The organism is Mesorhizobium sp. USDA 3734 (assembly GCF_056279665.1).
On sequence record NZ_JBWCCW010000001.1, the window covers coordinates 5951383 to 5966701 of the forward strand.

The 15319-nt window shown below is 63.2% G+C and carries 13 protein-coding genes; 6 read left to right on the forward strand and 7 right to left on the reverse strand.

The genetic code is table 11. The features are described from left to right. Positions 1-20: 20 nt before the first annotated feature. The 4 genes from ACZ89F_RS28520 (at position 21) to ACZ89F_RS28535 (ending at position 4238) form a co-directional block, all read left to right on the forward strand. Positions 21-1220, forward strand: coding sequence for a pyridoxal phosphate-dependent aminotransferase (locus ACZ89F_RS28520; protein WP_476095326.1), 1200 nt, complete (start codon positions 21-23; stop codon positions 1218-1220). Positions 1221-1293: 73 nt separating this feature from the next. Further along, positions 1294-2091: an ABC transporter substrate-binding protein gene (locus ACZ89F_RS28525; protein ID WP_109666189.1), complete on the forward strand. Its 798-nt coding sequence runs from the start codon at positions 1294-1296 to the stop codon at positions 2089-2091. Positions 2092-2243: 152 nt separating this feature from the next. Further along, positions 2244-2918, forward strand: a complete 675-nt coding sequence (locus ACZ89F_RS28530) for an amino acid ABC transporter permease (RefSeq protein WP_023811481.1) — start codon at positions 2244-2246, stop codon at positions 2916-2918. Between the two features lie 45 nt (positions 2919-2963). Then, positions 2964-4238: a cysteine desulfurase-like protein gene (locus tag ACZ89F_RS28535; protein ID WP_476095327.1), complete on the forward strand. Its 1275-nt coding sequence runs from the start codon at positions 2964-2966 to the stop codon at positions 4236-4238. A 32-nt stretch (positions 4239-4270) separates the two neighbouring features. Here the strand turns inward: ACZ89F_RS28535 and ACZ89F_RS28540 are convergent, their stop codons facing one another. The 5 genes from ACZ89F_RS28540 to ACZ89F_RS28560 form a co-directional block, all read right to left on the reverse strand. Next, positions 4271-5101 carry a dipeptide ABC transporter ATP-binding protein gene (locus tag ACZ89F_RS28540; protein ID WP_476095328.1) on the reverse strand — a complete coding sequence of 277 codons (831 nt, stop codon included), beginning with the start codon at positions 5099-5101 and terminating at the stop codon, positions 4271-4273. Then, positions 5098-5955: an ABC transporter ATP-binding protein gene (locus ACZ89F_RS28545; RefSeq protein WP_476097416.1), complete on the reverse strand. Its 858-nt coding sequence runs from the start codon at positions 5953-5955 to the stop codon at positions 5098-5100. The genes ACZ89F_RS28540 and ACZ89F_RS28545 overlap by 4 nt, the downstream gene beginning before the upstream one ends. A 2-nt stretch (positions 5956-5957) precedes the next feature. Then, a complete protein-coding gene (locus tag ACZ89F_RS28550; protein ID WP_244482870.1) occupies positions 5958-6812 on the reverse strand; it encodes an ABC transporter permease subunit in 855 nt (284 codons plus the stop codon). A 70-nt stretch (positions 6813-6882) separates the two neighbouring features. Next, positions 6883-7890: an ABC transporter permease subunit gene (locus tag ACZ89F_RS28555; protein ID WP_476095330.1), complete on the reverse strand. Its 1008-nt coding sequence runs from the start codon at positions 7888-7890 to the stop codon at positions 6883-6885. A gap of 50 nt (positions 7891-7940) precedes the next feature. Further along, the gene (locus ACZ89F_RS28560) at positions 7941-9533 is read right to left on the reverse strand and encodes an ABC transporter substrate-binding protein (protein ID WP_476095332.1); all 1593 of its coding nucleotides are present in this window, start codon (positions 9531-9533) and stop codon (positions 7941-7943) included. Positions 9534-9990: 457 nt separating this feature from the next. On the opposite strand from ACZ89F_RS28560, the gene ACZ89F_RS28565 reads away from it, so the two are divergent. Further along, complete coding sequence (locus ACZ89F_RS28565; protein ID WP_476095334.1) at positions 9991-11979, forward strand: long-chain-fatty-acid--CoA ligase; 1989 nt, start codon at positions 9991-9993, stop codon at positions 11977-11979. Beyond that, positions 11976-12704, forward strand: a complete 729-nt coding sequence (locus ACZ89F_RS28570) for a class I SAM-dependent methyltransferase (protein ID WP_476095336.1) — start codon at positions 11976-11978, stop codon at positions 12702-12704. The genes ACZ89F_RS28565 and ACZ89F_RS28570 overlap by 4 nt, the downstream gene beginning before the upstream one ends. A gap of 26 nt (positions 12705-12730) precedes the next feature. Here the strand turns inward: ACZ89F_RS28570 and ACZ89F_RS28575 are convergent, their stop codons facing one another. Both ACZ89F_RS28575 and pgi read right to left on the reverse strand, forming a co-directional pair. Beyond that, positions 12731-13453: an HAD family hydrolase gene (locus tag ACZ89F_RS28575; protein WP_476095337.1), complete on the reverse strand. Its 723-nt coding sequence runs from the start codon at positions 13451-13453 to the stop codon at positions 12731-12733. Positions 13454-13458: 5 nt separating this feature from the next. After that, a complete protein-coding gene (gene pgi, locus ACZ89F_RS28580) occupies positions 13459-15108 on the reverse strand; it encodes a glucose-6-phosphate isomerase (RefSeq protein ID WP_476095339.1) in 1650 nt (549 codons plus the stop codon). Positions 15109-15319: the final 211 nt, after the last annotated feature.

Sequence of the window (15319 nt, forward strand, 5' to 3'; positions counted from 1 at the left end):
TCCGGGAGGGGTTTCAGTCCTTGTCGTTCGTACTGCCCCAGTCATCGTCCAGCGCGCGCTATGCCTTCGATGGCGTGCGCGCCCAGATTCGCGATCTGCACACAGAAAACATCGCCAACCTTGCCGTGCGGGCGCGTGAACTCGGCGATGTGATCGCGCTCTGGTATGGCGAAGGCGACATGGTGACGCCGGCTTTCATCCGCGACGCCGCCAAGGCCGCCTTCGATGAAGGCCTGACCTTCTACGTTCCCAACATGCGCGGCCATGGGCCCTTGAATGAAGCATTGTCGGAGTATCAGACGCGCGTGCACGGCCGGCCGATCCCGATCGCACGCACCACCGTCACGCCGGGCGGCATGCAGGCACTGTACCTGGCGCTGGAACTGCTGGTCGATACCGGCAGCAACGTCGTCTATGTCGCGCCGCAATGGCCCAACATCCACAACGCCATCCATTTGATCGGCGGTGAGCCACGGCCGTTTGCGCTCGATTTCAAGGGCGACTGGCATCTCGATCTCGACAGGCTGTTTGCGACCTGCGACGCACGCACGCGGGCGATCTTCCTGTCGACGCCATCCAACCCGACCGGCTGGACCGCATCGCGCGAGGAGATGCAGGCGCTGCTCGATTTCAGCCGGCGCACCGGCATCTGGATCATCTCCGACGAGGTCTATGGCCGGCTCTATTTCGACGGCAACGTTGCTCCCTCCATCCTGCAGATCGCCGAGGACGGCGACCGGGTGCTGTCGGTCAACAGTTTCTCCAAGGCCTGGGCGATGACCGGCTGGCGCATCGGCTGGCTGACGCATCCGTCAGGGGTGGCCGACCAGCTCGGCGCCATGACACAGTACGTCAACAGCGGCACTGCTGCCCCGATCCAGGCTGGTGCGGTCGCGGCGATCCGCCAGGGCGAGCCGCTGGTCGAGGAGATCCGGCAGCGGATCCGGACCGGCCTTGACCTTGCCTATGACAGGCTGGCGCAGATTCCGGGCATCATCCTGCCTGCGAAACCCCGCGGCGGCATGTATGCCTTCTTTGCCATGGAGGGCGAAAGCGACGCACGTCTTGCCTGCGCCAAAATCCTGGAGACGGCGCGCGTCGGGCTGGCGCCCGGCCATCTCTTCGGGAGTTCGGCAACGGCCTTCCTGCGGATGTGCGTGTACCGTGAACGCAAAGAGATAGCGACCGCGCTCGACCGCATGGTCGCTGCCATGAATTGACGCCCTGCCTGAAACGGGACGGCAAAAAACCGTGCGGGAGCAACCCGCCCGATCAACAACAGAGGGAACACAAATGAGCTTCACTCGCCGCAAACTGCTTCTTCTTGCCGCCGCCATCGGCATCGCCGCCGGCCCCGCCACCGCCTATGCCGCCGATGTGCTCAATGTCGGCGCCTACCCGACCAATCCGCCCTTCGAATACAAGAACGAGAGCGGCACTTTCGAAGGCTTTGAAGTCGACATCGTCAACGAAGCCGCAAAGCGCATCGGCATGACCACCGACATCGCCGATCTCGGCTTCCAGGCGCTGTTCGCCGCCACCACGTCGAAGCGCATCGACGTCGCCATCTCGTCGATCACCATCACGGCGGAGCGGCTGAAGTCGCAGTCGTTCACCCAGCCCTACTACGATTCCGACATGGGCATCGCCACCAAGACCGACAGCCCGATCAAGGCCGAGGCCGACCTCAAGGGCAAGATCGTCGGCGTGCTGTCCGGCTCGACCGGCGAAACCTGGGTCAAGGCGCATCAGGAAGCCGACGGCTTCAGCGACGTGAAGGGTTATGACACGCAGCAGAACCTGCTGCTCGACCTCAGCGCCGGCCGTGTCGATGCCGCCGTCAGCGACATTCCGGGCATGGAATATTCCTTCACCAAGATGAAGGATCTGGTCGTCAAGGAGCGCATCAAGACCGGCGAACAGTACGGCCTGATGATGACCAAGGACCACCCGCTGCTCGGCAAGCTGAACGACGCGCTGAGCGCGATGAAGAAGGACGGCACGCTGGCTGCGATCCACAAGAAGTGGTTCGGCAGCGACGCGCCTGCCGACTCTTCGACCATGAAGGAAATGCCGCTGCCGAAGGCCTGAGCTGAAAGCTGCGCTGACATCGTGCCGGCTTTCCAGGCCGGCACGATTCATTTCATGCTCCAGCGCCGGCTTCCGCGCAGACCGTCTCGCCGTTGGCGAGGTCGATTGGTTTTAACCTGAGCATCCTTGCTCTCGGGTTCGGGAACGCTCCCATGTCGCTGCTGGATACCTTCTTCAATCCCGATGTCATCATGTCCAGCCTGCCGGCGCTGCTGCGCGGCTTCCTGAACACGCTGCTGCTCGGCATTTTGAGCATCGGCATCGGCATCCCAATCGGCCTGGGGATCAGCCTAGTGCGGCTCTATGCGCCGAAGCCGCTGCGGTGGCTGGCGGTTGGCTACACCGACATCTTCCGCGCCCTGCCGGTGCTGGTCGTGCTGATCCTGATCTACTATGCGCTGCCGTTCCTCGGCATACGCCTGTCGTCCTGGGCGTCGGCGGTGACTGCCTTCGCCTTCATCATGTCAGCCTATTCGGCCGAAGTGTTCCGCTCCGGTATCGAAAGCATTCCGCGTGGCCAGTTCGAGGCGTCGCAAGCACTTGGCCTGCCGTTCCTGCTGACCTTGCGCAAGGTGGTGCTGCCGCAGGCGATCCGCGTGGTCATCCCGCCGATGACCAGCAACTGCGTCTCGATGTTCAAGGACACCTCGCTCGCCTCCACCGTGGCGCTGCCGGAACTCTTGAAGGAAGCGACCAACGCGCAGTCGCTCTATGCCAACCCCTCGCCGCTGATCGGCGCGGCGCTTGTCTATCTCATCTTCCTCTGGCCGATGGTCCGCCTCGTCAGCCTGCTTGAAGAGCGCTTCAAGACCGAAAAGAAGCGCTGACCTCGCCACCTGATCCCCGCCCAAGTCCTTCGCAGGAGCCTGCCCGTGAACAAGCATCAAACCAACAATGCGAACGCAAGCGCGTTCCCCGTCGACACCATCCGCGCCATGTTTCCCGCCTTGCAGCGGGCTGGCGACTTCATCTTCCTGGACAATGCCGCCGGCGCGCAGATCCCGCAGAGCGTGCTCGACGCGGTGACCAACCATCTGGTTTCGCACAATGTGCAGCGTGGCGGCCGCTATGGCCGCAGCGTCACTGTCGACCAGTCGGTTGGCGATGCTCGGACAAGCGTGGCGCTGCTGATCAACGCCTACAGCCCGGCGGAAATCTGCTTCGGCATGAACGCCACATCGTTCATCCGCCTGGTCAGCCTCGGCATCGGACAGATGCTGCAAGAGCGCGACGAGATCGTCATCACCGACATGGACCATGATGCCAACATCGCGACATGGCTGGCGCTGGAGTCCGCCGGCGCCAAGTTCAAATGGTGGCGGATGCGCGAGGACGGCAATCTGCATGTCGACGATCTGCGCCCGCTGGTTTCCGATCGCACCCGCCTCGTCGCCTGCACGGTGACGGCGCATTCGATCGGCTCGATCGTCGATGTCGCTTCAGTGGCCAGGATTGCGCACGCCACCGGTGCCGAAGTCTTCCTCGACTGCGTGCATTACGGACCGCATGGGCTGATCGACGTGCAGGCCTGGGACTGCGACTACCTCGTCTGCTCCGGCTACAAGAACTTCTCGCCGCATATGGGCTTCCTGTGGGGTCGTTTCGAAACGCTGAAGCGGCTGCCGACCTTCCGCGAGGATTTCATCCCCGACGAACCGCCCTACAAGGTCGAGGCCGGCACCTTCATCTACGAGAACGTCTCGGGCATGGATGCCGCCGTGCAGTATCTGGAGCTGATCGGCCGCAATCTTGCACCCTCCAACAACCGCTCGCGGCGCGACAACATCGTCGCCGGCATGAGCGCCATCCGCGACTATGAGCTGCTGCTGGCGCGCGAGATGCTCGCTGTGCTCAAGGACTGCGGTGCGACCATCTATGGTGTTGCCGACGAGAACCGGATCACGGAACGCGTGCCGACCTTCTGCTTCAACATCGGCACACTGTCGCCGCAGCGGATCGTCGAGGAAATGGCCGAGATGCAGATCGGCATCCGCGACGGCCACATGTACGCGCCGCGGCTGATGAAGCGCCTCAACCTGTCGATGGACAGCGGCGCCATCCGCGCCTCGCTGGTCCACTACAACACGGTCGAGGAAGTTCGTCGCTTCGGCGAGGCGTTGCGCGCCATCATCGCCAAGCTGTCTTGAATCGACGCTTCGCACAGGATGACGAAGAGACGTTAGGCCGCCTTCTTCTTCGCAAGCCTTGCCTTGATCGAGGCGACGTCGGCACGCGGCGTCGCGGCGAACAGCGTCCTGGTGTAGCTGTGCTTGGGGTCGGCGAAGACCTCGTCGCGCGAGCCGTATTCGACCGCTTCGCCGAAATACATCACCATCACATCGTCGGCGATGTAACGCACCACGGACAGATCGTGGCTGATGAAGACATAGGTCAGCTGGAACTCGTCCTGCAGGTCGGAAAGCAGGTTGAGCACCTGCGCCTGCACCGACAGGTCGAGCGCCGAGACCGGCTCGTCCAGCACCAGCAGGCTCGGGTTGAGCATCAGCGCGCGGGCAATGGCAATGCGCTGGCGCTGGCCGCCCGAGAACATATGCGGATAGCGGTTGTAGTGCTCATGGCCGAGGCCGACCTTCTTCAGCATCTTCATCGCCAGGTCGCGCCGCTCGGCCGCCGACTTGTCGGTGTTGATCAAAAGCGGCTCGCCCAGCACGTCGCCGATCTTCTGGCGCGGATTGAGCGATCCATAGGGATTCTGGAAGACGATCTGCACCTTGCGGCGCATCTCTTTCGTCAAGGGATTCCTGGCGATGTCGACCTTGTTGCCGTCAATGAACAGGTCGCCCGCCGTCGCCGGATCGATCAGCGTGATGATGCGGGCAAGCGTTGACTTGCCGCAGCCGCTTTCGCCGACGATGGCCAGCGTCTTGCCCTTGTCCACCTTGAAGGAGACGCCCTTGACCGCATGCACCGTGCGCGGTCCGGTGAACAGGCCGCCGCCGATGTGGTAGTCGCGCACGATGTTCTTGCCTTCGAGAACCGTGGTGCTCATGGGGCGGCTCCCGCGGCCGAAGGGGCCGGCTCGAACATCATATCGGACACGGTCGGCAGCCGGTCGCCGACGGCGTTTTCCGGCAGCGCCGACAGAAGCGCGCGCGTGTAGTTGCTCTTCGGCGATTCAAACAGCGACAGCACGTCGGCCTCTTCCATCTTGCGGCCCTTGTACTGGACGATGACGCGGTCGGCGGTCTCGGCCACCACGCCCATATTGTGGGTGATCATGATCAGGCCCATGCCGTATTTGGCCTGCAGTGAGACCAGCAGATCGAGGATCTGCTTCTGGATGGTGACGTCGAGCGCGGTCGTCGGCTCGTCGGCGATCAGCAGTTTCGGATTGCAGGCGATGGCGATGGCGATCATGACGCGCTGGCACTGGCCGCCGGACATCTGGTGCGGGAAGGAACTCAGCCGTTCTTCCGGATCGGCGATGCCTACCAGCTTCATCAGTTCGATAGCCCGCGCGCGGCGCTGGGCGCGATCCATGCCCATATGGAAGCGCAGCACCTCCTCGATCTGGAAGCCGACGTTGAAGCACGGATTGAGGCTGGCGACCGGCTCCTGGAAGATCATCGAGATGTCCTTGCCGACGATCTTGCGGCGTTCGGACGGGCTGAGCTCCAGGAGATCGATGCCGTCAAAGGCCATGCGGTCTGCCTTGACCGTCGCCGTGTTGGGCAACAGGCCCATCACCGCCAGCATCGACACCGACTTGCCGGAGCCGGACTCGCCGACGATCGCCAGCACTTCGCGCGGCTCGATCGAGAGGTCGATGCCTTGCACGGCCATGAACGGTCCGGCCGCGGTGTCGAAGGAAACGGTGAGGTTCTTGATCTCGAGCAGAGGCATGCTCACGACCTCTTCAGCTTGGGGTCGAGCGCGTCGCGCAGGCCGTCGCCGATCAGGTTGATGGCGAAGACGGTGATCAGGATAGCGAGGCCCGGGAAGGTCACCACCCACCAGGCGCGCAGGATGAACTCGCGCGCCTCGGCCAGCATGGTGCCCCATTCGGGCGTCGGCGGCTGCGCGCCCATGCCGAGGAAGCCAAGGGCCGCCGCCTCGAGAATGGCGTTGGAGAAGGACAGCGTCGCCTGCACGATCAACGGCGCGATGCAGTTGGGCAGGATGGTGACCAGCATCAGCCTGAGATGGCTGGCGCCGGCGACCTTGGCCGAGACGACATATTCGCGGGTCTTCTCGGCCATGACGGCGGCGCGGGTGAGCCGGGCGAAATGCGGCTGCAGCACGAAGGCGATGGCGATCATGGCGTTGACGAGGCCGGGGCCGAGAACCGCGACCAGCACCAGAGCCAGCAGCAGCGACGGGAAGGCCAGGATGATGTCCATGATGCGCATGATCAGCGTGTCGACCCAGCCGCGGCAGTAGCCGGCAAGCAGGCCGAGGATGACGCCGGAGATCAGCGCGGTGGTGACAACGACGAAGCCGATGGCGAGCGAGAAACGCGAGCCGTAGATCAGCCGCGACAGCATATCGCGGCCGACGGCGTCGGTGCCGAGCAGGAACTGCGCGTTGCCGCCCTCCTGCCAGGCCGGTGGCGTCAGGAAGAAGTCGCGGAACTGATCGTCGGGCGAATGCGGCGCCAGCAGCGGCGCGAAGATGGCGATCAGGATCAGCAGCGCAAAGACGAAGAGCCCGATCACCGCGCCCTTGTTGACGGAGAAGTAGTGCCAGAACTCGCCGAACATCTGTAGCCTTGCGTCCTGCTGCTTGACGACGGTGGCGGCTTCGACGGTGGCTGGGCCTTCATTGCTCATGTCAGTTGGCCCGGATGCGTGGGTTGATGACGGCGTAGAGCACGTCGACGATCAGGTTCACCGACATGACGATCAGCGCGATCAAAAGCAACCCGCCCTGCACGGTGAAATAGTCGCGCTTGGAAATGGCGTCGATCATCCATTTGCCGATACCGGGCCAGGAGAAAATGCTCTCGGTCAGGATGGCGCCGGTCAGCAGCGTGCCGACCTGCAGGCCGATGGTGGTGACGACCGGGATCAGCGCGTTGCGGAAAGCATGCAGGCCGACGACGCGGAACGGGGTCAGGCCCTTGGCGCGCGCGGTGCGCACATAATCCTCGCCAAGCACTTCGAGCATGGCAGACCGCGTCTGCCTGGCGATAACGGCGAGCGGGATGGTGCCAAGCACGATGGTTGGAAGAACAAGGTGCGACAGCGCCGAGCGGAAGGCGCCCTTCTGGCCCGAGATCAGGGAATCGATGGTCATGAAGCCGGTCACCGGCTTGAAGAAATAGAGAAGGTCGATGCGGCCGGAAACCGGCGTCCAGTGCAGCGTGCCGGAAAACACGATGATCAGCAGCAGACCCCACCAGAAGATCGGCATGGAATATCCTGCCAGCGCCGTGCCCATGGTCAGCTGATCGAACCAGGAGCCGCGGCGGATGGCGGCGAATATGCCGGCGGCGACACCCAGCAGGACGGCAAAGATCATGGCGCAGATGGCGAGCTCGACCGTTGCCGGGAAGCGCACCAGGAAATCCTTGAGCACCGGCGTCTTGGTGGAAAACGAGGTGCCGAAATCACCGCTGAGGATGTTGGTCAGATAGGTCAAATATTGTTGCCATATCGGCAGGTCGAAACCGAACTGGTGCATCAGCGCCGTGTGACGTTCGGGCGACAGGCCGCGTTCGCCCGCAAGCACCAGCACGGGATCACCGGGCAGGATGCGCACGAAGCCAAAGGCGAGGATGGTTATCCCGATGAAGGTCGGGATGATGAGGGCGAGCTTGCCGAGGATATAACGCAGCATGGCGGGCGAGTGGGGGCGTCACCACATGGCGACGCCCCCGTTTCGCAACCTTATTCGGCGATATCGACGCCGTCGAAGCGATGGATACCGAGCGGATCCATCGCAAAGCCGGTGACGGTCTTCTGCATCGGCATGAACACCTTGGAGTGAGCGAGCGTCGCCCAGGGTGCCTGTTCCTTGAAGATGACCTGTGCCTGTTCATAGAGCTTGGTGCGCTCGGCCTGATCCGAAACGGTCTTGGCCTTGTTGATGAGCGCGTCGAAGTCCTTGTTGCACCATTCCGCGCGGTTGTTCGAACCGACGGAAGCGCAGCTCAGGAGCACGCCGAGGAAGTTGTCCGGATCGCCATTGTCGCCGGTCCAGCCGACGATGACGGCGCCGTCGTGATCGACCGCGGAAGCGCGCTTGAGGTATTCACCCCAATCGTAGCTGACGATGTTGACGGTGACGCCGACCTTGGCGAAGTCCGACTGGATCAGTTCGGCGGTGCGGCGCGCATTCGGCATATACGGGCGCGACACCGGCATGGCCCAGACGTTCATCTTGAGGTCCTTGACGCCGGCTTCTTCAAGCAGCTTCTTGGATGCATCCGGATCGTACGGATCGTCCTTCACTTCCTTGTTGTACGACCACATTGTCGGCGGGATCGGGTTGATCGCCACCTGGCCGGCACCCTGGAAGACGGCGTCGATGATGGCCTTCTTGTTGATGGCCATGTTGAGCGCCTTGCGGACGCGCACATCGTCGAACGGCTTCTGCTGGGTGTTGTACATCAGCGCGCCGACATTGAGGCCTTCCTGCTCGTCGACCTTCAGGCTGGCTTCAGCCTGCAGGCCGGCGATGTCGGCCGGTGCCGGGTATGACATGATGTTGCATTCGCCAGCCTTGAGCTTTTGCGCGCGCACCGCCGGATCGGTGGTGATGGCGAAGACCAGATCGTCGATCTTCTGCTTGCCGCCCCAATAGTCCGGGTTGGCCTTGTAGCGGATGGCCGCGTCGGTCTGGTAGTCGACGAAGATGAACGGGCCGGTGCCGATCGGCTTCTGGTTGAACAGTTCAGGTGTCTTGTCCGCCTGCAGCTTGTCGGCATATTCCTTGGAGACGACCGAGGCGAAGTCCATGCCCAGCGTCGGAATGAAAGTGATTGCCGGCTCCTTGAGGGTGAACTTCACCGTCAGGTCATCGACCTTCTCGACCTTGGTGATGTTGTCGCCGAACTGGTCATTGTAATACTGGTAGGCAATGCCCGGGATGTACTGGAACCACGGGCCGGCCTTGTCGACCTGGCGCTCGAACGAGAACACCACGTCGTCGGCGTTGAAGTCGCGCGTCGGGGTGAAATAGTCGGTGGCGGCGAACTTGACGCCCTTGCGCAGCTTGAAGACATATTCCTTGCCATCGTCGGAGATCGTCCAGCTTTCGGCCAGGCCCGGCGAGGTCGTTGTCTTGCCGTGATCGAATTCGACAAGGCGGTTGAAGACGGTGCGCGACGACGCGTCGAACGTCTGGCCGGCGGTATACGGCGCCGGGTCGAAACCCTCCGGCGAAGCTTCCGCGCAGTAGACCAGAGTTTTCGCGTTGGCCACGCCGCCCAGGACGCTTGCAGCCAGCAACGCGGCTGCAAAAGTCAGTTTCTTCTTCATTGAGCACTCCCTGATGTTCTTCCAAGCCCCTCTATCAGGCTCGCGAAGCGCGCATATAAGCACCGTTTTTCCGGCTTTGGAACACCCCGTTTGCTTACCCCGCGGGAAGCAGGAAAAAAATCCGCGATTTTGCTAAATGGCAGAAAAAATTAGCAGTTTTTTCCATTCACAAGATTATTAACGACCGCATTTTTTTATTGATCGCCGATCTGACGATATCGATGCAGCGCGCGCTTTCCGGGCGGCCGAGGGTGCGGCGGGGCACCGGTTGGAAGTGTCGGGCGCAGGAGAGATTTTCGACGGCAAATCTTTCGCCGCCTTGCCGCAAGGGCAAGACTTGCACGGTCACCAATGGAAGCAATACATAGATGATATAGCGGCAGCAGCGGAGGACGTCTCTGTCAATTCAGGGGCGAGCGCAACGCGGATGAACAAGAATTGTCGAGGGAGGTAACGGGTGGCAAAAGCATCAAAGACGACGGCGCCGGTGAAAGCGGGGGCCAAGGCGGCTCCAAAGGCAGTCGGTGCGGCCAAGCCGAAAGCGCCAGTTGCCAAAACCGCCGCGGCCAAGCCGAAGGCGGCCAGCGTGCCAGCAAAGGCAAGCGCAAAGCCGGCGGCCAAAGCCCCGGCCAAGCCCGTGACCGGAAAGACGGCCACCGCAAAGGCAGCCGCTGTCAAGCCGGCAGCGAAGACTGCAACGGCGAAGGCACCACCGGAAGCGAAGCCCGCCTCAGCCAAGGGGTTGCCGAAAGCGCTTACGGCTCTCGCCGCCGGGCTGCCGGAAAAGCCGTGGCTCAAGAGCTATCCGAAAAACGTGCCGGCCGAAATTGGTCCCTTGCCCTACAGCTCGATCGGCGATTTCCTGGTTGGCGCCTGCAAGCAATTTTCCGCGCAGCCGGCCTTTACCTGCATGGACAAGTCCATCAGCTACACCGATGTCGAGCGGCTGTCGGCGGCCTTCGGCGCCTACCTGCAATCGAAGGGCCTTCAGAAAGGCGCGCGCGTCGCGCTGATGATGCCGAACGTGCTGCAATATCCGGTGGCAATGATGGCCGTCTTGCGCGCCGGCTTTGTCGTGGTGAACATCAATCCGCTTTACACGCCGCGCGAGCTCGAACATCAGCTGAAGGACTCCGGTGCGCAAGCCATCGTCATCCTGGAGAACTTTGCCAACACCTTGCAGGCGGTGATCGCTAGGACGGCGGTCAAGCATGTGGTGGTTGCCGCGATGGGCGACATGCTCGGCGGCCTGAAAGGCACCATCGTCAATTTCGTCGTGCGCCGCGTGAAGAAGATGGTGCCGGCCTGGTCGCTGCCCGGCCATATCAAGTTCAACGCCGCCGTGAAGGCCGGCGCCGGCGAGACCTTCACGCCGGCCAAGGTGGCAGCCGACGATGTCGCCTTCCTGCAATATACGGGCGGCACCACGGGCGTCTCGAAGGGTGCCACGCTGCTGCACCGCAACGTGCTCGCCAATGTCGTGCAGAACGCGCAGTGGATGGAGGACGCCTATACGCTCAAGCCGAAACCGGCACACCCCAACTTCATCTGCGCGCTGCCGCTCTATCATATCTTCGCGCTGACGGTGAACGCGCTGATGGGCATGCAGCAGGGTGCCCGCAATGTGCTCATTCCCAACCCGCGCGACATTCCCGGCTTCGTCAAGGAACTGCAGAAATATCCGGTGCACATCTTTCCGGGCCTCAACACGCTGTTCAACGCGCTGCTCAACAATGAGGATTTCCGCAAGCTCGACTTCAAGCCGCTGGTGCTGACGCTGGGTGGCGGCATGGCGGTGCAGAAGGGCGTCGCCGAACGCTGGAAGGCGCTGACCGGCTGTCCGGTCACCGAAGGCTACGGCCTCTCGGAAACCTCGCCGGTGGCCACCGCCAACAAGTTCACCGCCGGCGACTTCACCGGCACGATCGGCCTGCCGCTGCCCTCGACCGAGATTGCCATCCGCGACGATGACGGCAACAACCTGCCGCTCGGCGAGGTCGGCGAAATCTGCATCCGGGGACCGCAAGTGATGGCGGGCTACTGGAACCGGCCGGATGAGACCGCCAAGGTGATGACCGAGGACGGCTACTTCAAATCCGGCGACATGGGCTTCATGGACGAGCGCGGCTACACAAAGATCGTCGACCGCAAGAAGGACATGATCCTGGTCTCGGGCTTCAACGTCTATCCGAACGAGCTCGAGGAAGTCGTGGCGATGCATCCGGGCGTGCTCGAAGTGGCGGCGATCGGCGTGCCGGACGAGCATTCGGGTGAGGTGCCGAAACTGTTCGTGGTCAAGAAGGATCCAGCGCTGACGGCCGAGGCGCTCACCGCCTTTTGCCGCGAGAACCTGACCGGCTACAAGCGGCCCAAATACATCGAATTCCGCACCGAGCTGCCGAAGACACCGGTCGGCAAGATCCTGCGGCGAGCGCTGCGCGAATGACGGCAGCCGACGGCCCGCAGGCCGTGGACGCACTTTGCCGTCCTGACCCGACAGTGTTCATCAGGGCGAACATGCGCATCGCCCCGGTGCCGTCGCTTCCCGAGATCCGGCTTCATACGCCGCATCCGGCCAGTGGCCTGAGGCGGCTTACCGATCCGCACCAAAGTTCCAACGCCGATGACGACATGGTCGAGGCGGACAACGATGGACCTCAGCCGCAGCCACCTTACTGGGCCTATGTCTGGGCCGGCGGCGCGGTGCTGGCGCGCCACATACTGGATCACCCGCAGACGGTGGCCGGTCGCCGCGTGCTGGACCTCGGCGCCGGTTCCGGCCTTGTCGGCATTGCCGCCGCCATGGCTGGGGCGCGCGACGTCATCGCGGCCGAGATCGACCGCAACGGCGTTGCCGCTCTCGCTCTCAACGCGGCGGCCAACGGCGTCGCCATCACCGTGATCGCAGACGATATCACCAGGGGTTCTCCACCCGCGGTCGACCTCGTGCTTGCCGGCGATGTGTTCTACGGACAGGACGTCGCCGACCGCGTCATGCCTTTTCTCGAACGCTGCCTGAATGCCGGCATCGAGGTCCTGGTCGGCGATCCTGGCCGCGCCTATCTGCCACGATCGCGGCTGCGCCTGCTCGCCGAATACAAGGTGCCGGATTTCGGCCAGGCGAAAGACAGCGCGCTGCAGCCGAGCGGTGTCTTTCGCTTCGAGGGCTGAAAAGGCGGCCGCGTCCACCGACGGGATCAGATCGTCTCCTTGACCCGCGCCGAGAGAAAGTCCGGCAGATCGGCAACGGAATCCAGCACAACGTCGGCAATGCCGGACAGCGATTCGCGGGTGCCGGTGCCGGAGAGCACGCCAACCGCCAGCCCGCAGCCACCGGCACGCGCCATTTCGAGGTCGTGCCTGTTGTCGCCCACCATGGCGACCTCTGCCGGCCTGAGGCCGGTGAGATCACAAAAGGCCAGGATCGTGTCGGGCGCCGGCTTCGGATTGGCCACCGCGTCGTAGCCATAGGCCGCGTCGAACAATTGGGCGACGCCGAGCGTGATCAGCGTCTTTTCCGCGCCGCTGGTGGAATCGTTGGTGGCGACGCCAAGCCGGTAGGCCTTCCTGTGCAACGCTGTCAGCGTGTCGACGATTCCCGGCAGCGCCACGGCCATAGCCGAGCCCTGCATCGAGGTGATCTCGTTGAAGCGGGCAACCTGAAGCATCTGATCCTCGTCGGACAGGCGCGGAAACCACAATTCGACGACATCGAGATTGGTGCCGGACGCAAAGATGGAATCCGGCTTGAAACGCTTGTTGGCGAAATCGAATCCGGCGGCCGCCAGCAGCCTGTCGGCTTTCCAGCGATCGCCTTCCGACGCATCCATGGCCATGAAATCGGCAACGCCAAGCCAGGTGGCGTTGAAGTCGACAAGTGTCCCGTCCTTGTCGAACAATATTCCCTTGATGTCTGCCAAGCTTTTCACTCCGAGCCACGCAAATGGTGGATGAATCCCACAAGGCCAGCGGTCGATGCATCCCGGTTGGCGGCGCTTTCCTTGCCCTCCACGACAGGCAAAAGGCCGGTGGCCAATTCCTTGCCGAGCTCGACGCCCCACTGGTCGAAGGAGTTGATGTTGAACAGCGTGCCCTCGACGAAGACGCGGTGCTCGTAGAGCGCGATCAGCCGGCCGAAGGTGCGCGGGTCGAGTTTGCGGTAGAGGATGGTCACCGAGGGCCGGTTGCCGGAGAAGACGCGATGCGGGGCTATCTTGTCGACCTCGGCCGGCTTCATGCCCTTGGCCAGCATCTGCGCGCGCGCCTCCTCCAGCGCGCGGCCCTTCATCAGCGCTTCCGACTGCGCCAGGCAGTTGGCGAGCAGCAGATCGTGCTGGTGCTTGAGATCGGGCTCGTGGCCAACGGCCGCGGCGAGGAACTCGACCGGAATGAAATCGGTGCCCTGGTGCAGCAGCTGGAAGAAGGCATGCTGGCCATTGGTGCCGGGCTCGCCCCAGACCAGCGGCCCGGTCGGCGTCGCCGCCGCCGTGCCTTCGAGGGTGACGCTCTTGCCGTTCGATTCCATGTCGAGCTGCTGCAGATAGGCCGGCAGCCTCGACAGGCGCTGGTCATAAGGGATGACGGCGCGCGCCGGGTAGCCGCAGATCACGCGATGCCACCAGCCGACCAGCCCCAACAGCGCCGGCAGGTTCTCCTGGACGGGCGCGGTGCGGAAATGCTCGTCCATCTCGTGCGCGCCATCGAGGAAAGCGCGAAAATTCCTTGGGCCGACAGCGATCATCACCGGCAGGCCGATCGCGCCCCAGAGCGAATAGCGGCCTCCGACCCAGTCCCAGAAGCCGAAGACGCGATCCGGCGCGATGCCGAACTTGGCCACAAGGTCGAGCGCGGTCGAAACGGCGGCGAAATGCTGGCCGACCGCTTCCTTGCCGAGCGCCTTCTGCACCCATTTGCGGGCGGTTTCGGCGTTGGTCATCGTCTCGACGGTGGTGAAGGTCTTGGAGGCGATGATGAAAAGCGTGGTTTCGGCGGACAGCCCCTTCAGCGTGTCGTGGATATGAGCGCCGTCGATGTTGGAGACGTAATGTGCGCGCGGCCCGTCATGATAGGGTGCGAGCGCCAGCGTCGCCATGGCCGGGCCGAGATCGGAGCCGCCGATGCCGATGTTGACGATGTCGGTGATCTTCTTGCCGGTGGCGCCGGCCGCCTTACCCGAACGCACGGCATCGGCAAAGGCGCCCATGGCGTCGAGCACGGCGATGACATCCGCCTTGACGTCCTGGCCGTCGACGGTGACGCCCTTGCCGGTCAGGTTGCGCAGCGCCGTGTGCAGCACGGCGCGGTCCTCGGTGACGTTGATCTTCTTGCCGGCGAACATGGAGGCGCGGCGGCCTTCGAGATCGGCCGCCTTGGCGAGCTTTTCCAGCAAGTCCATGGTGAGCGCGTCGACCGCGCATTTCGACCAGTCAAGCAGCAGGTCGCCGTCGGTGGCGGAGAAGGTCTCGAAGCGCTTGGGGTCGGCGGCGAAAGCCTGGCGCATGCTGGCGGGCGCCTCGGCGCGATGATCGCGCAACGCGGCGAGCTGCTTTTGAAAGGACGATTGATCCACTGCCAAACTCCGAGACCTCGAGCCATCATTACGGACCGGATGTTTCCGGCGCGTGTCGTCGCGACAATCTATTGAGCCGAATTCCACTCGTTTCAATGCGCAGCGATGACGCACGGAGTCATCGCCGGGATGACGCGCCGCGTCACCCCGCATACCGCAGCGCAGCATCAAAATGGCGTGAAGGATCACTGGCATAAATCCCAACGATCAGAAAAAT